The 22,356-nt window shown below is 48.3% G+C and carries 23 protein-coding genes; 21 read left to right on the top strand and 2 right to left on the bottom strand.

Annotated features, from left to right (window positions below):
• Positions 1 to 6: 6 nt before the first annotated feature.
• Positions 7 to 954, top strand: coding sequence for a protein translocase subunit SecF (gene secF / locus C942_RS14155; RefSeq protein ID WP_007466711.1), 948 nt, complete (start codon positions 7 to 9; stop codon positions 952 to 954).
• A 70-nt stretch (positions 955 to 1,024) separates the two neighbouring features.
• Here the strand turns inward: secF and C942_RS14150 are convergent, their stop codons facing one another.
• Entirely contained in the window at positions 1,025 to 1,714 is a 690-nt protein-coding gene (locus tag C942_RS14150; RefSeq protein ID WP_007466709.1) for a leucine-rich repeat domain-containing protein, read from the bottom strand.
• Positions 1,715 to 1,887: 173 nt separating this feature from the next.
• Positions 1,888 to 2,688 (bottom strand): inositol-1-monophosphatase, encoded by an 801-nt coding sequence (gene suhB / locus C942_RS14145; protein ID WP_007466707.1) that lies wholly within the window; start codon positions 2,686 to 2,688, stop codon positions 1,888 to 1,890.
• Between the two features lie 199 nt (positions 2,689 to 2,887).
• Here suhB and trmJ point away from each other — a divergent pair, with 199 nt between their 5' ends.
• The 20 genes from trmJ (at position 2,888) to der (ending at position 22,302) form a co-directional block, all read left to right on the top strand.
• Positions 2,888 to 3,619 (top strand): tRNA (cytosine(32)/uridine(32)-2'-O)-methyltransferase TrmJ, encoded by a 732-nt coding sequence (gene trmJ, locus C942_RS14140; protein WP_007466705.1) that lies wholly within the window; start codon positions 2,888 to 2,890, stop codon positions 3,617 to 3,619.
• 113 nt (positions 3,620 to 3,732) lie between these two features.
• Positions 3,733 to 4,239 carry a Fe-S cluster assembly transcriptional regulator IscR gene (iscR, locus tag C942_RS14135; protein ID WP_007466704.1) on the top strand — a complete coding sequence of 169 codons (507 nt, stop codon included), beginning with the start codon at positions 3,733 to 3,735 and terminating at the stop codon, positions 4,237 to 4,239.
• A 30-nt stretch (positions 4,240 to 4,269) separates the two neighbouring features.
• On the top strand, positions 4,270 to 5,484 hold the full coding sequence (locus tag C942_RS14130) for an IscS subfamily cysteine desulfurase (RefSeq protein ID WP_007466703.1): 1,215 nt from the start codon (positions 4,270 to 4,272) through the stop codon (positions 5,482 to 5,484).
• Between the two features lie 33 nt (positions 5,485 to 5,517).
• Positions 5,518 to 5,907: a Fe-S cluster assembly scaffold IscU gene (gene iscU, locus C942_RS14125; RefSeq protein WP_007466702.1), complete on the top strand. Its 390-nt coding sequence runs from the start codon at positions 5,518 to 5,520 to the stop codon at positions 5,905 to 5,907.
• A gap of 17 nt (positions 5,908 to 5,924) precedes the next feature.
• Positions 5,925 to 6,248, top strand: coding sequence for an iron-sulfur cluster assembly protein IscA (iscA, locus tag C942_RS14120; RefSeq protein WP_007466700.1), 324 nt, complete (start codon positions 5,925 to 5,927; stop codon positions 6,246 to 6,248).
• 91 nt (positions 6,249 to 6,339) lie between these two features.
• Positions 6,340 to 6,855 (top strand): co-chaperone HscB, encoded by a 516-nt coding sequence (hscB, locus tag C942_RS14115; RefSeq protein ID WP_007466699.1) that lies wholly within the window; start codon positions 6,340 to 6,342, stop codon positions 6,853 to 6,855.
• Between the two features lie 31 nt (positions 6,856 to 6,886).
• Entirely contained in the window at positions 6,887 to 8,740 is a 1,854-nt protein-coding gene (gene hscA, locus C942_RS14110; protein ID WP_007466698.1) for a Fe-S protein assembly chaperone HscA, read from the top strand.
• A gap of 2 nt (positions 8,741 to 8,742) precedes the next feature.
• Complete coding sequence (fdx, locus tag C942_RS14105) at positions 8,743 to 9,081, top strand: ISC system 2Fe-2S type ferredoxin (protein ID WP_007466697.1); 339 nt, start codon at positions 8,743 to 8,745, stop codon at positions 9,079 to 9,081.
• A gap of 232 nt (positions 9,082 to 9,313) precedes the next feature.
• Positions 9,314 to 9,514 carry a Fe-S cluster assembly protein IscX gene (iscX, locus tag C942_RS14100; RefSeq protein ID WP_007466696.1) on the top strand — a complete coding sequence of 67 codons (201 nt, stop codon included), beginning with the start codon at positions 9,314 to 9,316 and terminating at the stop codon, positions 9,512 to 9,514.
• A gap of 392 nt (positions 9,515 to 9,906) precedes the next feature.
• Positions 9,907 to 11,196 (top strand): aminopeptidase PepB, encoded by a 1,290-nt coding sequence (gene pepB, locus C942_RS14095; protein WP_007466694.1) that lies wholly within the window; start codon positions 9,907 to 9,909, stop codon positions 11,194 to 11,196.
• 198 nt (positions 11,197 to 11,394) lie between these two features.
• Positions 11,395 to 12,672 (top strand): aminopeptidase PepB, encoded by a 1,278-nt coding sequence (gene pepB, locus C942_RS14090; protein WP_007466690.1) that lies wholly within the window; start codon positions 11,395 to 11,397, stop codon positions 12,670 to 12,672.
• A gap of 73 nt (positions 12,673 to 12,745) precedes the next feature.
• Positions 12,746 to 13,174, top strand: coding sequence for a nucleoside-diphosphate kinase (gene ndk, locus C942_RS14085; protein WP_007466689.1), 429 nt, complete (start codon positions 12,746 to 12,748; stop codon positions 13,172 to 13,174).
• Between the two features lie 231 nt (positions 13,175 to 13,405).
• A complete protein-coding gene (locus C942_RS14080) occupies positions 13,406 to 14,530 on the top strand; it encodes a bifunctional tRNA (adenosine(37)-C2)-methyltransferase TrmG/ribosomal RNA large subunit methyltransferase RlmN (protein WP_007466688.1) in 1,125 nt (374 codons plus the stop codon).
• A gap of 66 nt (positions 14,531 to 14,596) precedes the next feature.
• A complete protein-coding gene (gene pilW, locus C942_RS14075) occupies positions 14,597 to 15,352 on the top strand; it encodes a type IV pilus biogenesis/stability protein PilW (protein WP_036800201.1) in 756 nt (251 codons plus the stop codon).
• Positions 15,342 to 16,316 carry a cytoskeleton protein RodZ gene (gene rodZ, locus C942_RS14070; RefSeq protein WP_007466686.1) on the top strand — a complete coding sequence of 325 codons (975 nt, stop codon included), beginning with the start codon at positions 15,342 to 15,344 and terminating at the stop codon, positions 16,314 to 16,316. Before pilW ends, rodZ begins: the two co-directional genes overlap by 11 nt.
• Before the next feature lie 14 nt (positions 16,317 to 16,330).
• A complete protein-coding gene (gene ispG / locus C942_RS14065; RefSeq protein ID WP_007466685.1) occupies positions 16,331 to 17,446 on the top strand; it encodes a flavodoxin-dependent (E)-4-hydroxy-3-methylbut-2-enyl-diphosphate synthase in 1,116 nt (371 codons plus the stop codon).
• Between the two features lie 104 nt (positions 17,447 to 17,550).
• Positions 17,551 to 18,819 carry a histidine--tRNA ligase gene (gene hisS / locus C942_RS14060; protein WP_036800199.1) on the top strand — a complete coding sequence of 423 codons (1,269 nt, stop codon included), beginning with the start codon at positions 17,551 to 17,553 and terminating at the stop codon, positions 18,817 to 18,819.
• Positions 18,820 to 18,832: 13 nt separating this feature from the next.
• Positions 18,833 to 19,444: a YfgM family protein gene (locus tag C942_RS14055; RefSeq protein WP_007466683.1), complete on the top strand. Its 612-nt coding sequence runs from the start codon at positions 18,833 to 18,835 to the stop codon at positions 19,442 to 19,444.
• A 12-nt stretch (positions 19,445 to 19,456) separates the two neighbouring features.
• On the top strand, positions 19,457 to 20,617 hold the full coding sequence (bamB, locus tag C942_RS14050; protein WP_007466682.1) for an outer membrane protein assembly factor BamB: 1,161 nt from the start codon (positions 19,457 to 19,459) through the stop codon (positions 20,615 to 20,617).
• 182 nt (positions 20,618 to 20,799) lie between these two features.
• A complete protein-coding gene (gene der, locus C942_RS14045) occupies positions 20,800 to 22,302 on the top strand; it encodes a ribosome biogenesis GTPase Der (RefSeq protein WP_007466681.1) in 1,503 nt (500 codons plus the stop codon).
• The last annotated feature ends 54 nt before the right edge of the window (positions 22,303 to 22,356 follow it).

Genomic DNA, 22,356 nt, shown 5'->3' with positions numbered 1-22,356 from the left:
GCTGAAATGTTTCAAATATTGAAAGCGGATAAAGTGATCGACTTTATGCGTTGGTCGAAAGGGGCTTTCCTGCTTTCGGCAATTATGATTGTTGCGGCTATCGCTACCGTGTCGACTCAGAAACTAAACTGGGGTCTGGACTTTACCGGTGGTACTTTGATCGAAGTGGGCTTTGAACAGCCGGCTGATCTGAAACAAATCCGTGAGTCACTGGAAGTGGCCGGTTTTGGTGATGCGATTGTACAGAACTTCGGTACAGCACGTGACGTTATGGTTCGCCTGCAGCCACGTGAAGACATGAAGGGTGAGAAGCTGGGCAACCAGATCATCGACGCCCTGAAAGTCGGTACCGGCCAGAACGTTGAAATGCGTCGTATCGAGTTTGTTGGCCCGAATGTGGGTGACGAACTGGCTGAAGCTGGTGGTCTGGCAATTCTGGTATCGTTGATCTGTATCCTGATGTACGTATCGATTCGATTCGAGTGGCGTTTGGCTGCTGGTGCGGTTATGGCACTGGCGCACGACGTTATCATTACAATCGGTATCTTCTCGTTCACTCAGATCGAAATCGACCTGACGATTGTGGCAGCCCTGCTGACGGTTGTTGGTTACTCGCTCAACGATACCATCGTTGTATTCGACCGTATCCGTGAAAACTTCCGTAAGATGCGTAAGGGTGAGCCGGCTGAGATCATGAACAGCTCAATTACTCAGACTCTGAGTCGTACCCTGATCACGTCTGCAACCACATTGTTCGTGGTTATTGCCCTGTTCCTGAAGGGCGGTAGTATGATCCACGGCTTTGCTGCTGCATTGCTGATTGGTATCACTGTTGGTACTTACTCATCTATCTACGTGGCTTCTGCTCTGGCGCTGAAACTGGGTATTACCCGTGAGCACCTGATGCCGCCGCAGGTAGACAAAGAAGGTGAAGAGTTCGATGCAATGCCTTAAGTCGGCATCAGAACTTTAATAAAAAACGGAGCCACATGGCTCCGTTTTTTTTTGTTCTGTTTTATGTGATTTAGCGAGATGACCACTCGCTGGCCGGGCGTTGTTTACCGCCGTTCATTTTATTGCCTTTCTCCTGAAGCATTGTCAGCCTTTTATTGTTTGAAAGATCCAGGCTTTCCAGTTGGTTTTTCATTACATTCAGTTCTGCCAGCTTAGGGTTTTTGGAGATATCCAGCTGAGTCAGCTCATTGTACGCAACGAACAGGCCTTTCAGATTTGGCAGCTCTGTGACATTCAGTTTTTCCAGATTGTTAGAGTTCAGATCCAGCTTTTCCAGCTTACTTTGTTCGCCAAGTACAATGCTTTCCAGCTCGTTGTTATTCAACTGTACTTCTCGAATGATTTCGTTTTCCGACAAATCCAGAGTGTGTAGTTCATTATTGCTAAGGTTCAGCACCCTAAGCTCCGGGTTGTTAGACAGGTCCAGCTCTTCCAGATCGTTACTACTTAGTGTCAGTTCGCGCAGGTTTTCAAAGTACTGAACTTCATTGGCTGAGTGGATATTGCTGTCCCGGCAGTCCAACTCGACGATATCTTCCGGGTAGACTTCGCCTGTTTTTAATACACAGGCACGAAAGTTTTCATCGGCAAACGGGATTTCTTTTACGGTTTCATAGTGTTTGCTGCATCCGCCAACCAGCATGGCTGAGAGTGTGAATAGTGCATAAAAGGGAAAAACGCGCTTTTTTACAGAAAGCATTATTGTGGTACCTATTGATAATGTTGAGACATAGACGACGGTCTATTGAATAGACATACAGTATCATAGGGCGTCATGAAGGGGATATTGCTTAAGCAATATTAGAACGATAGATAACAAAAAGCCCCGCTGGCTGAGCCGGCAGGGCTTTGTTCTGGCAGAGTAATCAGCGATTACTTAGTCAGTGCTTCGCTACCGTTTTCACGGATTTTCGCCAGCATTGGTTTAACTACGCGAGCGTTACCAGCAACGATGTTGCCAGAAGCCATGTAGTTAGTGTTACCGGTAAAGTCAGTACAGATAGCACCAGCTTCACGAGCGATCAGTTCACCAGCTGCAATTTCCCAAGGCTTCTGACCTAGCTTGAATGCACCGTCTACACGGCCAGCAGCAACGTAGCAAAGATCCAGAGCAGTAGAGCCAGACTGGCGCATGTCGTCACACTCAACAAACAGTGCGTTCAGGATCTTAATATAGCTTTCAGAGTGCTGTTTAGCAGCAAATGGAAGAGCTGTAGCCAGAGTTGTACCTGTCAGGTCACGTGGCTGAGAAGCACGGATACGCTGGCTGTTTAGCTGAGCGCCTGAGCCGCGTGTTGCAGTGAACAGTTCGTTACGAGCCGGGTCGTAAACCGCAGCAATCTCAGTACGGCCGCGCATGCGCAGGGCTACAGAGATAGCGAAGTGAGGTAGACCGCGAACGAAGTTTTTGGTGCCATCCAGTGGGTCGATGATCCATTGACACTCTTTGTCTTTACCTTCTTTGTTACCGCTTTCAGCTGCAATAATGCAGTGATCAGGGTAAGACTTAAGGATAGTCTCGATAATGATAGCTTCTGCTTCATGATCGATGTTGGTAACAACATCATTACCTTTGTTAGCAACTTCAATTGCTTGAGGTTTTTCTAGAGATTTAATGACATGGTCACCAGCCTTTCGTACAGCACGAATGGCGATATTAAGCATCGGATGCATAGGATCTTCCCAACGGATGTTAAAGAACTAAAAAGCGGCGGCGAGTATATCAGAGCTAGGGCAAAAAGGAAGTGGTTATTTTTTCGGCGTGGTCGATTTTATAGTCATACATATAATGTTTTTACATGTTTCCTACCTTTTTGAGGAGGCTGTGATAAAATCCTAGCGCTTTAAGAATTCATCGGAAAATAGCTACTACATGTTAGATAAAATCAGTGTTGTTCTGGTAGGAACGTCTCATCCGGGCAATATCGGCTCGGCAGCTCGGGCTATGAAAGTGATGGGGCTGACAAATCTGGTATTGGTCGATCCAGCCTGTGAAATTGATGAGAAGTCCTATGCCTTAGCAGCAGGTGCTGCAGACATAGTTGAAAACGCTAAAATTGTCGCAACACTGGATGAAGCGATTGCTGATTGTGGCTTGGTTGTTGGTTCCAGTGCACGTTCTCGTACTCTGGAGTGGCCTCAACTTGATCCTCGTGAGTGTGGCATTAAGGCTATCGCAGAAGCGGGTAGTCACAATGTGGCAATTCTGTTTGGTCGTGAGCGTACCGGCCTGACCAATGAAGAGCTGCAAAAATGTCACTGCCATGTGTATATTCCTGCCAACCCAGAATATAGTTCATTGAACCTGGCTATGGCGGTTCAGACCGTCAGTTATGAGGTTCGCATGGCTTTTTTGGAGCAGCAAAAGCATGCCGGTGATAACAAGGTGGAAGAATACCCTCGCGTTAAAGAGCTGGAAATGTTCTATGAACACCTTGAAAAAGTAACCAGGCAGACCCGATTTATAAATAAGAATCACCCGGGAATGGTAATGGCGAAGCTTCGTCGACTATTTACCCGAGCCCGGCCTGAACAGCAAGAACTGAATATTCTGCGTGGTATCTTATCCTCAGTCGAAAAATCGCTAGAAAATCGCGATAAGTAGACACAAAGTCCACATGGTTAAAAGTCCGAGTAAAATAGTCAGGTAAATACTTGACCGTTTTAGTCGGGTATGCGACACTGCTTCCATACATTGTAAGTGGGTAGCGGTGTGTTATGAGATTGACATCAAAAGGAAGATACGCAGTAACGGCCATGTTGGATGTGGCACTGCATTCTCAAGATGGTCCTGTCCCTCTGGCTGATATTTCAGAGCGACAGGGTATTTCACTGTCTTATTTGGAACAGCTTTTCTCCCGCCTGCGTAAGGCTGGCTTGGTAGCCAGTGTTCGTGGCCCGGGCGGTGGTTACCGTTTGGGTGAAGATGCGAACGATATTGCGGTTGGGATGGTGATTGCGGCTGTTGATGAATCGGTTGATGCTACCAAGTGTCATGGAAAAGGTGACTGTCAGGGCGGCGTACGTTGTCTGACACACACACTGTGGCGTGATCTGAGCTCCCGTATCAGCGGCTTTTTAAACAACATCACTCTTGGTGAGTTGATGCAAGACAATGACGTACAAGAAATTTCTGATCGTCAGGATCAGACACTAAATAAAACGTCATTTGGAAATAAAACAACACACGACAACGCCACTATAGGTGTCGATGTTCGCTCCTAAAGTCCAGACGTCCGTGTTTCGGAGAAGAAGATGAAACTGCCAATATATTTTGATTATTCCGCTACTTGCCCAGTAGATCCCCGTGTTGCCGAAAAAATGATGCAATGCCTGACTATGGATGGCACTTTTGGTAACCCGGCATCGCGCTCTCACCGTTTTGGTTGGCAGGCAGAGGAAGCAGTCGATACGGCACGTGAACAAATCGCGGATCTGCTGAATGCAGACCCTCGTGAAATCGTCTTTACGTCAGGCGCAACGGAATCTGACAACCTGGCTATTAAAGGTGCTGCGCACTTCTACGGCAAAAAAGGTAAGCACGTTATTACCTGTAAGACAGAACACAAAGCGGTTCTTGATCCATGCCGTCAGCTAGAACGTGAAGGTTACGAAGTGACCTACATGGAGCCGGAAGCAAACGGCCTGATCGATCTGGCTAAGCTTCGCGATGCTATGCGTGAAGACACTGTTCTGGTTTCTATCATGCACGTGAACAACGAAATCGGTGTGATCCAGGACATCGCGGCTATCGGTGAAATGTGCCGAGAAAAGAAAGTGGTTTTCCATGTTGATGCTGCTCAGTCAGCGGGTAAGCTGCCAATCGATGTTCAGGAAATGAAGATTGATCTGATTTCTCTGTCAGCACACAAAATTTACGGTCCTAAAGGTATTGGTGCGCTTTACGTTCGCCGTAAGCCTCGTATTCGCCTGGAAGCTCAGATGCACGGTGGCGGCCATGAGCGTGGTTTCCGTTCTGGTACACTGGCTACTCACCAGATCGTCGGTATGGGTGAAGCGTTCCGCATTGCCAAAGAAGAAATGGACCAGGACTACCAGCATGCACTTTCACTACGTAACCGTATGCTGAAAGGCCTTGAGGGCATCGAAGCGATGACCATCAATGGCGATCTGGAACAGCGCCTGCCAAATAACCTGAACATCAGCTTTGCTTTCGTTGAAGGTGAATCACTGCTGATGGCTCTTAAAGATCTGGCTGTATCTTCCGGTTCTGCATGTACTTCTGCAAGCCTGGAGCCTTCGTACGTACTGCGTGCGCTGGGTCTGGACGATGAACTGGCACACAGCTCAATTCGCTTCTCTTTCGGTCGATTCACGACAGAAGAAGAAGTAGACTACGCTGTTTCTCAAATCCGCGGTGCGGTAGATAAATTGCGTGAAATGTCTCCATTGTGGGATATGTACAAAGAAGGTATTGACCTGAACACAGTCGAGTGGGCACACCACTAATTCTTGCGGTCATAAGTATTCGAGGAAATTATCATGGCATACAGTGAAAAAGTAATCGATCACTATGAGAACCCGCGCAACGTGGGCTCATTTGATAAGAGTGACAAAAATGTAGGTAGCGGCATGGTGGGTGCACCGGCCTGCGGTGACGTAATGAAACTTCAGATCAAAGTAACTGAAGAAGGCATTATCGAAGACGCGAAGTTCAAAACCTATGGCTGTGGTTCAGCGATCGCATCAAGCTCGCTAATCACTGAATGGGTGAAGGGCAAGACTCTGGATGAGGCTGCTGCAATCAAGAACTCAGCAATTGCTGAAGAGCTTGAGCTACCACCTGTAAAAATTCACTGCTCAATTCTTGCAGAAGATGCAATTAAAGCGGCAGTGACTGATTACAAGAAGAAACACGAAGAAACTAATTAATTCCAGAGGGTTGTTGTATGGCCATTACTATTACTGAAGCGGCGGCAAGTCGCGTAGCTACTTTCCTTGAAAACCGTGGCAAAGGCATTGGCCTGCGTTTAGGTGTTCGCACTTCAGGATGTTCAGGTATGGCATATGTCCTTGAGTTCGTTGATGAGCTCGATGAAGGGGATCAGGTATTCGAAGAGAAGGGCATCAAGATCATCGTAGATGCAAAAAGTATGCTTTATCTCGACGGTACTGAGCTGGATTTTGCCAAAGAAGGGCTGAATGAAGGCTTTAAGTTCAACAACCCGAACGTTTCAAGTGAATGCGGTTGCGGTGAAAGCTTCAACGTCTAATCGCTGTTTCAATCGAACCTGATTGCTCCGGTCTTTGGTGTAGTCAGGTTCGGTCATTTTAGATTCTGTCTTTACAGATACTGATTGCGATATGAATCATTTCGAACTCTTCGGGCTACCTTTCCAATTCAAACTGGATGGTAGCCTTCTTTCGACTCAGTTCCGGGAACTGCAACGTCGTTTCCACCCAGATAATTTTGCGACCTCTTCTGAACGTGACCGCATGATGGCCATGCAGAAAGCGGCGCAGATTAATGATGCCTTCCAGACCCTGAAGAACCCGATTTCCCGTGCAGAATATATGTTGTCGGAAAACGGCTTTGATATTCGCGGCGAAAGTAAGACATTGCAGGACCCTGAGTTTTTAATGCAGCAGATGGAACTGCGGGAAGCACTGGAAGATATTCCAGATGCCAGTGATCCAGAAAGTGCGTTGTTTGACTTTGAACAGCAGGCATCAGCACTATACAAGTCACAGCTCGCGGGCCTTGAGCAATTGTTAAATCAAGAAAGCTGGGAACAGGCGGCCGATGCCGTGCGTAAGCTAAAGTTTATTGATAAGCTGCGCGAAGAAGTTGAACGTCTGGAAGAGACTCTTCTCGACTAATTATTCCAGCATAAATTCCACAGGAACGATAATGGCACTGTTACAGATTGCTGAACCAGGTCTAAGTGCTGCACCGCACCAACATAAGCTGGCGGTGGGTATTGATCTGGGTACTACCAACTCTCTCGTGGCTGCAGTACGCAGCGGCGTTCCGGAAACGTTAAAAGATGAGCAGGGCCGTGCGCTTCTGCCGTCGGTTGTGCATTTTGGCGAAGAGGCCGTGCTGACTGGTCATGATGCCAAGAACCTGTCTCAGCAGGATCCGGAGAACACCATTATTTCGGTTAAGCGCATGATGGGGCGTTCACTGGCTGATATTCAGCAGCGTTACCCGAAACTCCCTTACCAGTATCAGGCGACAGATAACGGCCTGCCACAGCTGGTAACTCGTAGTGGTGCGGTAAACCCGGTACAGGTGTCAGCTGAAATCCTTAAATCTCTGACGGAACGCGCAGTAGATACTTTGGGCGGCGAGCTGGAAGGTGTTGTTATCACGGTTCCTGCTTATTTCGATGATGCCCAGCGTGCTGGTACTAAAGATGCGGCCAAACTGGCGAACCTGAATGTGCTGCGTCTGTTGAATGAGCCGACTGCCGCTGCGATTGCTTATGGCCTGGATTCTGGTCAGGAAGGTGTAATTGCTGTTTACGATCTGGGTGGCGGTACGTTTGATATTTCGATCCTGCGTCTGTCAAAAGGTGTGTTCGAGGTACTGGCGACCGGTGGTGATTCAGCGCTTGGCGGTGATGACTTTGACCACCTGCTGGCTGAATGGATTGCTGAACAGGCTGGCATGGACAGTGAGCTGACTGCACAGCAGCGACGCACTCTGCAAGATGCTGCCACAGAAGCAAAAATTGCCCTGACAGACGCCAATGAAGCACAGATTGATGTGCTGGGTTGGCAAGGTGCGATTACTCGTGAGCAGTTTGATGCTCTGATCCAGTCGCTGGTTAAGAAAACCCTGATGGCATGTCGTCGTGCTATTAAGGACGCCGGTATTGAAATCGACGAAGTGATCGAAACTGTGATGGTAGGTGGTTCTACCCGTGTTCCTCTGGTACGCGAAATGGTTGGTAATTACTTTGGCAAAGCGCCGCTGACTTCTATCGACCCGGATCAGGTGGTAGCAATCGGTGCCGCTATTCAGGCTGATATTCTGGCAGGTAACAAGCCGGATTCTGACATGCTGTTGCTGGATGTGATCCCGCTGTCACTGGGTATTGAAACCATGGGTGGCATGATTGAGAAAATCATTCCACGTAACACGACAATTCCTGTTGCCCGTGCTCAGGAGTTTACGACATTCAAGGATGGCCAGACCGCGATGTCTGTCCATGTTGTGCAAGGCGAGCGTGAGATGGTGAGCGACTGTCGTTCGCTGGCTCGTTTCGCCCTGCATGGTATTCCGGCAATGGCTGCCGGTGCTGCCCACATTCGCGTAACCTATCAGGTTGATGCTGACGGCCTGCTGTCAGTGACCGCGATGGAAAAGAGCAGCGGAGTTCAGTCTTCGATCCAGGTGAAACCGTCATACGGTCTTACTGATGACGAAATCGCGACAATGCTCCGGGATTCGATGACTTATGCGCAGGATGATAAAGATGCCCGAGCCCTGGCTGAGCAACAGGTTGAAGCGGATCGCGTCCTGGAAGGTTTGATTACAGCGCTGGCTCAGGATGGTGAAACCCTGCTGAGCAAAGAAGAGCGTGACGAGCTGGAAGCCGTAATGATGGAACTTGTTCAATTACGCCAGGGTACAGACCCTTATGCAATTGAACAGGGTATTAAGAAAACTGATAAGGCCAGTCAGGAATTTGCCGCACGCCGAATGGATAAGTCTATCCGTGAAGCTTTGGCTGGTCAGTCAATTGATGAGGTTTAGGCATGCCTAAAATTGTTGTATTACCCCACGAGGAACTATGCCCAGAGGGAGCTGTCCTGGAAGCAGAAACTGGTGAAACCGTCCTGGATGTCGCCCTGAAAAATGGCATCGGCATTGAACATGCTTGTGAAAAGTCGTGTGCTTGTACAACGTGCCATGTGATCATTCGTGAAGGCTTTGACTCAATGGATGAAAGCAGTGAGCTTGAAGACGATATGCTGGATAAAGCATGGGGTCTTGAGCCTGAGTCGCGTTTGGGTTGTCAGGCGAAAGTGGCGGATGAAGACTTGGTGGTGGAAATTCCAAAATACACCGTTAACCTGGCTTCTGAAAACCACTAATTGAATACGGCCTGCTGTTTGCCTTAAGGCTGCCAGCAGGTCGGCTACACTAGTAGCTGTCCCCTTGTTTCTTTGTTTTATGCTTGTGGGCTTTTTGCTTTTTTATAGCGACCGTAAGAGACAAGGGAATAGCTATTTTAAACCGAATTGAATATCCGGCCTGATAGTAAAAAGGAAAGCTATAGGCTATTGTTCTGTCAGGTATTGTCCAACGCAGAAAAGGAGTAGTGCTATGGGACTGAAATGGATTGATTCTCGTGATTTGGCTATTGAGCTTTCTGAACAGTTTCCGGACGTTGACCCTAAGACAGTCCTGTTTACCGATCTTCGTGAGTGGATATTGGCGCTGGATGATTTTGATGATGATCCGAAGCACTGTGGTGAAAAGGTATTAGAAGCTGTCCAGCAATGCTGGATTGAAGAAATGGATTAATTCTTCGTTACACCGCTAACCTTATTTTTATTCCTCTACAGGGCCTTCTGGCCCTGTTTTATTTTCTCCAGTCCGATCTTTCTCTTAGTCTCGATGTAAACATCTTGTTTATTTGGCGCTATCGGTGCACATTAGTGAATATTGCTAAAAATTGAGTTTTTGCTAAAAGTATTGACTCACTAATTGCAGCCTGACAGTTTGCTTTGTTGCTGATAAAGCAGCGCTTTTCCTTATAATGCCCTCATAACGTCTTGTATGTGTGGTAACCATGATGTCGTATCTTTGTTACATGAGAGTGTTTGGGATATCACTGAACAGGCTGACCCTTGTTATTTTCTCCATACTACCGCGAGCAGAGCCGGTTATGGAGCGCCGAACCCAAGGAGTAATTCATGTCTGCCAATATGTTTGTTTTTCAATCCCAGCAAGCAGCCGATGAGAAGTGGGGTAAAAATGCATTGCTGACCTTCAGTGCGGAAGGTGCCGTGATCCATCTGAATGATGATAATCCACTGACAGCGTTGCAGCGTGCCGGACGTAAACTGGACGGGCAGGGCATCAAGCAGGTGACACTGTCTGGTGAAGGTTGGGAGCTGGAAGGTATCTGGGCCTTTATTCAGGGGCACCGTAATGCCAAGCCTGGTAATGAGGTCAGCTGGAGTGGTCTGAATGAAGAAGATGAAGCAGAACTTCAGGCTCGACTGAAGGCGACTAATTGGGTGCGTGAAATTATTAACCAGCCTGCTGAGATTGTGCGTCCGTCACAGTTGGCCTCCCGTGCTGGTGAGTTCATTAAATCGTTGGCTCCGGATCATGTAACTTACAAGATTGTTAAAGGCACCAGTTTATTGGATGAAGGCTGGGCTGGTATCCATACCGTAGGTCGTGGCTCCGACCACTCTGCGGCTATGCTGCGCCTTGACTACAACCCGACCGGTGATGTTGATACACCTGTGCATACATGCTTTGTAGGTAAAGGCATCACTTTTGATTCCGGTGGTTACAGCCTTAAGCCGTCTGCCGGCATGATTGCCATGAAAGCGGATATGGGCGGTGCTGCACTGGCTGCCGGTTCTCTTGCTCTGGCTATTGCCCGCGGAACCAAGAAACGCATTAAGCTGGTTCTGTGCTGTGCCGAGAATATGGTTTCAGGTCGTGCTGTCCGAGTTGGCGATATTATCACTTATAAGAACGGTAAAACTGTTGAGGTGCTGAATACCGATGCTGAAGGACGTCTTGTTTTGGCTGATGGTTTGATTTATGCGGCTGAGCAGAAAGCGCAAATGATCATTGACTGTGCAACTCTGACCGGATCAGCAAAAAATGCATTGGGTAATGATTACCATGCTCTGCTTAGTTTCGACCATGAATTAGCACAGAAAACTCTGATGGCGGCCAGTGAAGAACATGAAGGCTTCTGGCCATTGCCGCTGGCTGAGCAGCACCGCTCAATGACACCATCAAACTTTGCCGATTTGGCGAATATCTCGCAGGGCGAGTTTTTGCCCGGTGCCAGTACTGCTGCCGCCTTCCTGTCTTATTTTGTTGAAGATTACAAAAAAGGTTGGATGCACATTGATGCCAGCGGTACTTACCGTAAGTCTGCTACTGACAAGTGGGGGGCTGGTGCAACTGGCATGGGTGTTCGCACTCTCGCTAATATCCTGTGTAATGAAAAATAAGCGGTATTTTTACATAGGTACTACTTTTACACAGTTTGATTGAGATGTTTGCTCAAGAAAGCTTGATTGATAAAGCCTGGTTGTCGTCGAGCCAGCGACAGCTAGGTGAAACAAAAACTGGATTTATTCAAAGAACAAGAGCCTTGAAATGTTCTTGAATACGTTCTGTTTGCTACAGCCAAAACAAAAAGGGTGTTCATGTTAAGGATTACACTATCAGCGGAGCCATGTGCCGGAGTATGGGGTGAGAAGGCCTTGCTTTCTTATCGGGAAGACGGTGCAGTGATTCACTATCACGGGGAATTCCCGTTGCGCCGGATCCAGCAGGCTGCACGTCGCTTGCAGTCACAGGGGGCTGAACAAATTAGCCTTGAAGGTAATGGCTGGAATTATGAACGTCAGTGGGCGTTTTACTGCGGTTTTGCCACACCAAATAAACCGGTGGAGCTCGAATGGTCACCGATTGATGAAGATGAAGTGGAATTGCTTAGTGCCCGTCGCCGCAGCATTGAGTGGGTTCGCCGTGTCGTTAATGCGACACCGGAAAATATGTACCCGGAGAAACTGGCCGCTGAAGCAGTGGAGTTTCTGACCTCTATTGCCGGTGAGCATATCAGCCATGAAATCTTGGCCGGAGACCAGTTGCTGGAACATGGTTGGGTCGGCACTCACAGTGTCGGTCGTGCGAGCAGCCGAAAACCTGTCATGTTGACATTGGACTACAATCCGACTGGTGCTGAAGATGCTCCGATTGCTGCTTGTCTGGTCGGTAAGGGGATCACTTTTGATTCAGGTGGTTATAGCCTGAAGTCCAGCGCAGGTATGGTGACCATGAAGTGCGATATGGGCGGCGCGGCGACAGTTACCGCAGCTTTGGGCTATGCGATTGAGCAAGGTTTGCGCCAACGTGTGAGGTTGATCTTATGTTGCGCAGAAAATATGGTGGCTGGTAACGCCTATAAGCTCGGTGATGTGCTAACGTACAAGAATGGAATGACGGTCGAAGTCGTCAATACCGATGCAGAGGGGCGTCTGGTATTGGCTGATGGCCTGATTGCTGCCAGTGAGACTAAAGCGCCGTTAATCATTGATGCAGCAACGCTTACTGGCGCTGCAATGATGGCACTTGGAACTGAGTATAATGCTCTGTTCAGTATGGATAAGTCTCTGTTGCTCAAAGCACAGGAGCTGTCTGAGCTGGTTCATGAGCCAGCCTGGCCGCTTCCGCTGGAAAAATGGCATCAGGATAACTGTCCTTCATATTATGCGGAGACGGCTAACAGCCGGGCGCAGAAAGGCGGCGGAATGGGAGGGGCTTCCAATGCAGCTGCCTTTCTGTCACGTTTCGTCGATACCAATAACAGCAGCTGGATTCATTTTGATCTGGCGGCTTGTTTTCAGGATAGTGCCGACAGCCGCTGGGCGGCAGGGGCGACAGGTCAGGGGGTGGCCAATATCGCAGCCTTGTTGCTCTAGCGTGTGATAACCGGCCATTGCGGCCGGTTTTGTCCCACTGCTTAAATGAACTGATTCAAAGGGAAAAATAATAATGACAATTGAAAAAACGCTCTCAATCGTTAAGCCTGATGCTGTTGATCGCAACCTGATTGGTGCGATTTACCAGCGTTTTGAAAATGCCGACCTGAAAATTGTGGCGGCGAAGATGATCCATATGAATGCCGAAAAAGCGCAAGGCTTTTATGCGGAGCACGAAGGGAAGCCGTTTTTTGCTGATTTAGTTGAGTTTATGACATCCGGTCCGGTGATGGTGCAGGTGCTGGAAGGGGAAAGCTCGATCACCCGCTACCGTGAGCTGATGGGTAAAACCAACCCGGAAGATGCTGCATGCGGAACCATTCGTTCAGACTTTGCTCTGAGCCTTCGTCATAACTCAGTACATGGTTCAGACAGCCCTGAATCAGCGGCGCGTGAAGTGGCTTATTTCTTTGCTGACGATGAAATTTTCCCTCGCAGCTAAACTGCTGGCTGAATTTTAAACAAAACAGTTAATTGACGGGGAGCTTCGGCTCCCCGTTTCGTTTTTCATGGTCTCAAATGCCTTCTTGCTAATATATCCCTATGGGTTACAAGTGGAAACTCAGCGGTAAAGGCTGTACAATTTCGCGCCTTGAACTGTCCTGTTACATGCAACCACCCTACTAAAGGTTGCCAAGGCACAATCAGTCATTTTTTAGTGAGGCAACAACCGATGACAACAGTCAAAACAAATCTGCTGGATTTCGATCGCAAGGGTCTGCGTCAGTATTTCGCTGAAGAGCTTGGTGAAAAAGCATTCCGTGCCGATCAGATAATGAAGTGGATGTATCATTTCGGTTGTGATGATTTCGATCAAATGACCAACATCAACAAGAAGCTGCGAGAAAAGCTAAAGCAGGTTGCCGAAATTCGTGCTCCTTATGTTTCTGAAGCTCAGCACTCTTCTGATGGCACTATCAAATGGGCGATGCGTGTTGGTGATCAGGATGTAGAAACGGTTTACATTCCGGAAGATGACCGAGCCACTTTATGTGTATCTTCTCAGGTAGGTTGTGCGCTTGAGTGTAAGTTCTGCTCAACGGCACAGCAGGGCTTTAACCGTAACCTACGTGTATCAGAAATTATCGGTCAGGTATGGCGTGCAGCCAAAGAGATCGGTGTTGAAAAAGAAACCGGTCGCCGCCCAATCACCAACGTGGTGATGATGGGTATGGGTGAGCCGCTGCTGAACATGAAGAACCTGATTCCAGCTCTGGAAATTATGCTGGATGATCTGGGCTTTGGCCTGTCTAAGCGCCGTGTAACGGTTTCTACTTCAGGAGTGGTATCCGGTCTTGATCAGATGACTGACAACATTGATGTTGCATTGGCGATTTCTTTGCATGCACCAACTGACGAACTGCGTTCGCAGATTATGCCAATCAACGATCGCTGGAACATTGATGACTTCCTGGGTTCAGTTCGTCGCTACATTGCTTCATCTAATGCAAACCGTGGTCGTGTAACCGTTGAGTACGTTCTGTTGGATCATGTGAATGACGATATGGAGCACGCGCGTCAGCTGGCTAAGACACTGAAAGACACGCCGGCTAAGATAAACCTGATCCCGTTCAACCCGTACCCGGGCTCGCCATACAAGAAACCGAGTAACTCACGTGTTGACCGTTTCATGAAGACTCTGATGGAGTACGATTTCACGGTTACTGTACGTAAGACCCGTGGTGATGACATTGATGCGGCTTGTGGCCAGTTAGTCGGTGATGTGATTGACCGCACGAAACGAACAAAAGCCAATGATGAAAATGCAGAACGAATTCCAGTAAAAGCTGTCTCATAACAGTGAGGTAAGTTGTTAGGGTAACCTGTCGCCGGAATTGTATTGAACCATGGACTTGGGGAAAGTATGCAACGGTGGAAGGTTTACCCTTTATTGTGTAGCTTATTGGTGGGCTGTGTTACAGTCGATGAAGATGGCAATAAGAAAGAATTCAATAGGATTGAAGCTTCAGAGGCCAGAATTTCACTTGGTCTGAACTACCTTGAGTCAGGACAGTGGCAGCGTGCCCGTGATAATCTTGAGTTAGCGCTTAAGTACGCACCGGATTATTATCGTGCACAGAATGCTATAGCATATTATTATCAACGGGTAGATGAACCGGAAAAAGCTGAAGCTTTTTACAAGGAAGCTTTGCGTGATTCGCCGAAAAACGGTGATATCCGGAATAACTATGGTGTCTTTCTTTGTCGCCAGGAGCGTTATGATGAAGCCATTGTTTTTTTTGAGAAAGCCATAGAACAGCCCTATTATTATCTGACTTCGGCCAGTTATGAAAATGCCGGACTATGTAGTCTGAAAAGCGGAAATAAGGCAAAAGCAAAGGGATATTTTGAGAAAGCCCTGTCCTATGATCCGTACCGGCCGAAATCAATGTTACAGTTGGCGCAGCTGGAAATCGACTCTCAGAACTTGAAAGAAGCACGCGTCATGCTATTTAAGTTTAATAAGCGCTACGGATACAAAGTTGACAGCCTGTGGTTGTTGATTCGACTTGAGAAGCAAGCCGGACGATTTACACAGGTCGATAAGTATGCTGACTTGTTGAAGGCGCAGTATCCGGATTCGCAGCAATATCAAAAATATCTAGCCAATGAATACTGAACAGAACGAAGAGCGAACAGAAGAAGAAGTCATTCGTCCCGGGGATATGCTTCGCCAGGCTCGCGAAAAGCTTGGCTATTCACAAAAGGATATTGCCAATCGCCTGCGACTTCGCCTCCAGGTGATCAATGACATTGAAGATAACAAATTCGAAGAAGAACAATTAGCCACGTTTACACGTGGCTATGTGCGTTCATATGCCAAATTTGTCGGCCTGGATGCCGAAGATGTACTGGCAAAGCTTGATCAGTTGGGACAGGCTCAGCCTCAGGCACAAGAAATGCAGAGTTTTTCGCGCCGAACTAAACGCGAGGCTCACGACAGCCGCATTATGCGCCTAACATGGGTATTAGCTGTTATTTTTATCGGTATTACTGGTGTCTGGTGGTGGCAGAGCCTGCAGATGGAGCAGGAACAAGATGTAATTACGGTTGAAGACCAGCAGGTTCAGCCGTTGGATGAATCACTGGCCGGGGGAACTGACAGTGAACTGACCCCGGCAGATATCAGTGCGGCGTCGGAAGGTTCCGCAGTGATGACAGAAGAGACTGCAGAAGAAATAGCAGTTCCTGAGATGGCTGAAGAATCTGTAGCTGATTTTGACGATAGCTTCAGTACAGCTCCAACTAATGAAGAGCAGAAGCCTGTTGCAGAGATAACAGATGGTGCTGAAAGCCAGATCGCAGAGACGGATGATAATGCACCAACAGCGATTGTGACGTCAGAGCCTGTATTGAGTCTGACTTTCAGCGGTGACTGCTGGGTTGATATTCGAGACGCTAACGGTAAGCGTCTGGAGTCTGGGATTAAGAAATCCGGTGAAGTACTGAATTTAGATGGCGCGGCACCGTTTAAAGTGGTGCTGGGTGCACCAGGTGTTGTTAAACTGAGCTATAAAGGCAACCCGGTTGATCTCAGCGGGTATCCGGTTGGAAAAGTAGCACGATTGAAGCTGCCGCAGTAAACAGAGTAAGTGTAATGCATAACGAATCTCCAATTAAACGTCGCCAGTCTACCCGTATTTATGTTGGTAATGTGCCGATTGGCGACGGCGCGCCGATTGCTGTTCAGTCAATGACTAATACACGAACGACTGATATTGAAGCGACTGTTGCGCAGATCAAATCATTGGAAAATGTCGGTGCTGATATCGTTCGTGTATCAGTGCCAACCATGGATGCTGCCGAAGCATTCAAGCAAATCAAACAGCAGGTGAGTGTGCCGCTGGTGGCGGATATTCACTTTGACTACCGTATCGCGCTGAAAGTTGCAGAATACGGTGTTGACTGTCTGCGTATCAACCCGGGTAATATCGGTCGCGAAGATCGTATCCGTGCCGTTGTTGATTGTGCCCGCGATAAGAACATACCTATCCGTATCGGTGTTAACGGTGGTTCGCTGGAAAAAGATATCCAGCAGAAATACGGTGAACCGACGCCGGAAGCGCTGGTTGAATCAGCTATGCGCCATGTTGATATCCTTGATCGCCTGAACTTCGATCAGTTCAAGGTGAGTGTGAAGGCTTCTGATGTTTTCCTTGCGGTTGATTCTTACCGTAAGCTGGCTAAGCAAATTGACCAACCGTTGCACCTGGGTATCACCGAAGCGGGCGGTGCCCGTGCTGGCGCAGTTAAGTCTGCGGTAGGTTTGGGTATGTTGCTGGCAGAAGGTATCGGTGACACCCTGCGTGTATCACTGGCAGCTGATCCGATTGAAGAAATCAAAGTTGGCTTTGATATCCTGAAATCCCTACGCATTCGTTCCCGTGGTATTAACTTCATTGCCTGTCCGACCTGTTCACGTCAGGAATTTGATGTGATCGGTACGGTAAATGAGCTGGAGCAGCGTCTGGAAGATATCACTGTCCCTATGGATGTTTCTGTTATTGGCTGTGTCGTAAACGGCCCGGGTGAGGCTGAAGTGTCTCATCTTGGTATTGCTGGCGGTAACCGCAAGAGTGCGTTCTATGAAGACGGTGTCCGTCAGAAAGAACGCTTTGACAACGACAACGTCATTGAGCAGTTGGAAACCAAAATCCGTGCCAAAGCATCAATGCTGGATACCAAAAATCGCATTGATGTAACGGAAAAATAAAGAAATACCTCTGAATGACGCCTTGATAATCGGGGCGTGGTTCACTATTTCCGTCAGAACCTATATATTCGATTCAATTCCCCCATCGGTTAACGAGAAAAAACGTGGCGAAACAAATTCAAGCAATTCGAGGCATGAACGATTGCCTACCATCGCAGTCTCCGCTTTGGCAAAAAGTGGAAGGTACCATCAAACAAGTAGTAAGCGCTTACGGTTGTAGTGAAATCCGTATGCCAATCGTCGAGTCGACGCATTTGTTTTGTCGTGCGATTGGTGAAGTAACGGATGTGGTTGAAAAGGAAATGTACACCTTTGATGACCGTAATGGTGACAGCCTGACTTTACGTCCTGAAGGCACTGCTGGCTGTGTACGCGCCGGTATCCAGAACGGTTTGCTTTATAACCAAGAGCAGCGTTTGTGGTACATAGGCCCTATGTTCCGTCACGAACGCCCGCAGAAAGGCCGCTACCGCCAGTTCCACCAATTCGGCGTTGAAGTATTTGGTCTTAATGGCCCTGATATTGATGCTGAGCTGATCATGATGACTGCTCGCATGTGGCGTGAGCTGGGTATTGACAAGCACGTTCGCCTGGAACTGAATTCAATCGGTTCAGTTGAAGCTCGTGCAACCTATCGTGATGCTCTTGTTTCATTTTTGGAGAAGCATGTTGACGTTCTTGATGAAGACTGCAAGCGTCGTATGCACACGAATCCACTGCGTGTTTTGGATACAAAAAACCAAGCTGTTCAGGAAATCCTGGTTGATGCACCTAAGCTATCTGAGTACCTGGACGAAGAATCCAAGCAACATTTTGCCGGATTATGTGAACTATTAGACGCTGCTGGTATCGAATACCAGGTAAATGAACGTCTTGTACGTGGTTTGGATTATTATAACCGCACAGTTTTTGAGTGGATCACTGAAAGCCTCGGTGCTCAGGGCACTGTATGTGCTGGTGGTCGTTACGACGGTCTGGTAGAGCAATTGGGTGGTAAGGCAACACCGGCAGTTGGTTTCGCAATGGGTCTTGAACGTCTGGTTCTTATGATGGAGACCCTGGAGCTGACTGAGGTTCGTCGCCCGGTTGATGTTTACATGGTAACTGCTGGTGAAGGCACCATGATGGCCGGAATGAAGCTGGCTGAAAAACTTCGTGAAGAAGTTCCTGGCCTGCGCGTAATGACTCACTTCGGTGGTGGTAGCTTTAAGAAGCAGTTTAAACGTGCTGATAACGTTGGTGCTGCAGTCGCTCTGGTTCTTGGTGAGAATGAAATCGCCGAAAACACCGTGGTTGTAAAAGATCTTCGTGGTGGTGAGCAAACTACCATGGCACAGGACGATGTAGCAGCGAAGCTGGCAGAATTGATTTAAGAGAGGACAGGACGTGGACATCAATATCACAGAAGAACAACAGGTTGAACAGATTAAGGCTTGGATTAAAGAAAACGGCAAGGCCGTTGTTCTGGGTGCTGTGATTGGTCTGGGCGGCCTGTATGGCTGGCGTTATTACCAGTCGGAAGTTCAGGCAGCCAAGGAGCAGGCATCTGATGCCTACACTCAGGTTATTAATCGTCTGGAAAGCGGCAATGCTGATGCTATTGCTGATGTACAGGCTTTCATCACGGCTAATGAAAGTAGCCAGTATTCTGTTTTGGCAGCCCTTCAGCTGGCAAAAGTGCAGGTACAGGCTGGTGAGCTTGACGCAGCTGCCGGACAACTGAGCTGGGCTATCGGTAATACTCAGGATGTTGCGATTCTGCCAATTGCCCAGACACGTCTGGCTCGTATCTATGCTGAGCAGGAAAAGTTTGATGAAGCACTGGCTGAACTGGATAAAGTGACGGCTGAAAGCTGGAAGGCTAAAGTGGCTGAACTGCGTGGTGATGTACTGTTGCAGAAAGGCGACAGTGTTGCTGCTCGTGAAGCCTACGTTCAGGCTCAACAGCTGGGCGGCTCGTCTGCGCTGAAGATCAAACTTGATGATCTGGCTCAGTAAAGGTTGATACGTATGCAGAAGGTGTTTAAGCAGGCCGTATCCGTAGCACTGGCAGTCGGCATTCTTGCCGGCTGTGCAGGAGAAGAAGATACAATCCAGATGGCACCACTGCCAAAAGTTGAGAGCGCTTTTGTTCCGGCAAAAACTTGGTCCCAGAGTATCGGTGGCGGTGTCGAACATTATTTCTCCAAACTTTCTCCGGCTGTGGGTTATGGTAAAGTTTTTGTTGCTGATCGTGATGGCCTTGTCAAGGCGCTGGATCCGGAAAACGGTAAGGTGCTTTGGGAGCAGGATCTGGAAGGTGATGTCACTGCCAAACTTGCCGGTGGTATTTCTCTGTCTTACGGTAAAGTTTTCATCGGTTCAGAAAATGCTGAAGTGATAGCCCTTGATGAAGAGACTGGTGACATTGTCTGGCGCACTAAAGTTGAAGGCGAAGTTCTTTCAAAGCCATTGGTTGATGAAGGGATGGTCGTCGTTAATACCAGTCGTGGTATTCTGCAGGCGCTGAATGCAGACAGCGGTGAACTGAAGTGGCAGCTAAGCAGTGAAGTACCGACCTTGACCCTACGCGGCGAAAGTTCACCTGTATCCATTTCCGGTGGTATTTTCTGGGGACAGGCTAACGGCCGTCTCGCTGGCGCATTGATGAACAATGGTCAGATGCTGTGGCAACAGCCGATTGGTACGCCGAAAGGTGCAACTGAGATTGACCGTCTGGTTGATGTAGATGCTGCGCCGGTTATTGCCGGTGAGCGTTTGTATGCTATCAGCTATAACGGTAATTTGGTTTCTATTGAATTACGTACTGGTCAGGTAGCGTGGAAGCGAAGCTATTCTTCAGCAACGGATTTCGTGATTGATGGCAGCCAGTTGTACCTGGTGACAGATAAAGATCATGTGGTTGCTGTGGATATTCGCAGTGGTACAGAACTGTGGCAGAACCAGAGTCTGGAATATCGCTTGTTGAGTGCACCTTCTGTCCTTAACGGCTATGTTGTTGTTGGTGACAGTGAAGGGTACCTGCATTGGCTGGATCCGTATACCGGTGACTTTGTCGCTCAGCAGGAAACGGATGGCAGTGGTATTGCTGTACCGCCGGTACTGTTGAACGACGGCGGCTATCTGGTCGTAACACGTGACGGACGTATTAACAAAATGCAAATGCCGTAAATTGTCGGTATAATGCCCGTCGCATTAAATATTGTCGGCTCCTGCTGTGTTGTGCAGTCAGGAGCCGTTATCGTTATGTCCGTTCGCTATATTATTGTCGGGTGAAGGGAGCCAAACAGGCTGCTGGAGGCAAGAATGAATGGAAAATATGTCATTAAGACTATGAAAAGTAAGAGGTAGTTATGATTCCTGTTGTTGCCCTTGTCGGGCGCCCGAATGTGGGTAAATCGACGCTGTTCAACCGTCTTACCCGTACAAGGGATGCGCTGGTTGCAGATTTTCCTGGCCTAACAAGGGATCGTAAGTACGGTAAAGCTGAGCTCGAAGAGCACGAATTTATTGTTATCGATACCGGTGGTATTGACGGCACTGAAGATGGCGTTGAAACCAAGATGGCCGAGCAGTCGCTGGCAGCTATCGAAGAAGCTGATGTGGTTCTGTTCCTGGTTGACGGTCGTGCCGGCCTGACAGCAGCAGACCAGGCGATTGCCAAGCACCTGCGTAGTCGTAACAAGCCGACTTTCCTTGTTGTAAACAAGATTGACGGTATTGATGCAGACAGTGCTTGTGCAGATTTCTGGCAGTTGGGTGTGGATGCGATGTACCAGATCGCAGCAGCACAGAACCGTGGCGTAACTGCACTGATGGAACGCGCGCTGGCTCCATTTGCCGAAGAATTGAAAGAACAAGCCGGTGATGAAGACGAAGTAAGCATTGAAGATCTGAACTCTGTTGAAGATATTGAAAATGCTAACCTGTCTGAAGCGGATGCAGAGGCTGCATACAAGCGTCTTCAGGAGCAGCCAATCAAGCTGGCGATTATCGGTCGTCCGAATGTGGGTAAATCGACCCTGACCAACCGTATTCTTGGTGAAGAGCGTGTTGTTGTTTACGATATGCCGGGTACAACTCGCGACTCTATTTATATTCCAATGGAGCGTGAAGGGCAGGAATATGTTTTGATTGATACTGCAGGTATCCGTCGCCGTAAGAACATGCATGAGGCGGTAGAGAAGTTCTCGGTAGTCCAGACGCTGAAAGCAATCGAAGATGCGAACGTGGTACTGCTAGTTATCGATGCCCGTGAAAATATTTCCGATCAGGATCTGAGCCTGCTGGGCTATGCCTTGAATGCTGGTCGCTCACTGGTGATTGCAGTTAACAAATGGGATGGTCTGGATAATGAAGTGAAAGAGCGCGTTAAATCTGAGCTTGACCGTCGTCTTGGCTTTGTTGATTTTGCCCGTATCCACTTTATTTCAGCACTGCACGGTACTGGTGTTGGTCACCTGTATGAGTCAGTTCAGGAAGCGTACCAGTCTGCAACTAAGCGTATCAGTACTTCAATGCTGACCCGTATCATGCAGATGGCGCAGGACGATCACCAGCCGCCGATGATCCGCGGCCGTCGTGTGAAACTGAAGTATGCGCACGCAGGTGGTTACAACCCGCCGATTATCGTGATCCACGGTAACCTGGTAAATGAACTTCCGGGTTCATATAAGCGTTACCTGATGAACTACTATCGTAAGTCGCTGGAAATGATGGGTACACCAATTCGTATCATGTTCCAGAGCAGCGAGAACCCGTTTGAAACCAAGAAGCAGAAGCTGACGGTTTCTCAGGAACGACAGCGCAAGCGTCTGGCAACAGCGCTGAAGAACCGTGAAAGCCGTGAGAAGTAATCCCTGGCTTTAAGGTTTACCTGTTTAAATTAGAACCCGGCTTCGGCCGGGTTT

Source organism: Photobacterium marinum (assembly GCF_000331515.1).
GTDB lineage: Bacteria > Pseudomonadota > Gammaproteobacteria > Enterobacterales > Vibrionaceae > Photobacterium > Photobacterium marinum.
Note: the sequence above shows the minus strand (reverse complement) of the source record. Positions and strands in the feature narration are given on the sequence as shown.

Coding starts and splice junctions, on each gene's coding strand:
- ndk (WP_007466689.1), top strand. CDS start 12,746: ATGACAATTGAAAAAACGCTCTCAATCGTTAAGCCTGATGCTGTTGAT.
- secF (WP_007466711.1), top strand. CDS start 7: ATGTTTCAAATATTGAAAGCGGATAAAGTGATCGACTTTATGCGTTGG.
- pepB (WP_007466690.1), top strand. CDS start 11,395: ATGTTAAGGATTACACTATCAGCGGAGCCATGTGCCGGAGTATGGGGT.
- suhB (WP_007466707.1), bottom strand. CDS start 2,688: ATGCATCCGATGCTTAATATCGCCATTCGTGCTGTACGAAAGGCTGGT.
- pilW (WP_036800201.1), top strand. CDS start 14,597: ATGCAACGGTGGAAGGTTTACCCTTTATTGTGTAGCTTATTGGTGGGC.
- C942_RS14080 (WP_007466688.1), top strand. CDS start 13,406: ATGACAACAGTCAAAACAAATCTGCTGGATTTCGATCGCAAGGGTCTG.
- hscA (WP_007466698.1), top strand. CDS start 6,887: ATGGCACTGTTACAGATTGCTGAACCAGGTCTAAGTGCTGCACCGCAC.
- pepB (WP_007466694.1), top strand. CDS start 9,907: ATGTCTGCCAATATGTTTGTTTTTCAATCCCAGCAAGCAGCCGATGAG.
- der (WP_007466681.1), top strand. CDS start 20,800: ATGATTCCTGTTGTTGCCCTTGTCGGGCGCCCGAATGTGGGTAAATCG.
- C942_RS14130 (WP_007466703.1), top strand. CDS start 4,270: ATGAAACTGCCAATATATTTTGATTATTCCGCTACTTGCCCAGTAGAT.
- iscU (WP_007466702.1), top strand. CDS start 5,518: ATGGCATACAGTGAAAAAGTAATCGATCACTATGAGAACCCGCGCAAC.
- rodZ (WP_007466686.1), top strand. CDS start 15,342: ATGAATACTGAACAGAACGAAGAGCGAACAGAAGAAGAAGTCATTCGT.
- iscR (WP_007466704.1), top strand. CDS start 3,733: ATGAGATTGACATCAAAAGGAAGATACGCAGTAACGGCCATGTTGGAT.
- C942_RS14150 (WP_007466709.1), bottom strand. CDS start 1,714: ATGCTTTCTGTAAAAAAGCGCGTTTTTCCCTTTTATGCACTATTCACA.
- hscB (WP_007466699.1), top strand. CDS start 6,340: ATGAATCATTTCGAACTCTTCGGGCTACCTTTCCAATTCAAACTGGAT.
- ispG (WP_007466685.1), top strand. CDS start 16,331: ATGCATAACGAATCTCCAATTAAACGTCGCCAGTCTACCCGTATTTAT.
- fdx (WP_007466697.1), top strand. CDS start 8,743: ATGCCTAAAATTGTTGTATTACCCCACGAGGAACTATGCCCAGAGGGA.
- bamB (WP_007466682.1), top strand. CDS start 19,457: ATGCAGAAGGTGTTTAAGCAGGCCGTATCCGTAGCACTGGCAGTCGGC.
- trmJ (WP_007466705.1), top strand. CDS start 2,888: ATGTTAGATAAAATCAGTGTTGTTCTGGTAGGAACGTCTCATCCGGGC.
- iscA (WP_007466700.1), top strand. CDS start 5,925: ATGGCCATTACTATTACTGAAGCGGCGGCAAGTCGCGTAGCTACTTTC.
- iscX (WP_007466696.1), top strand. CDS start 9,314: ATGGGACTGAAATGGATTGATTCTCGTGATTTGGCTATTGAGCTTTCT.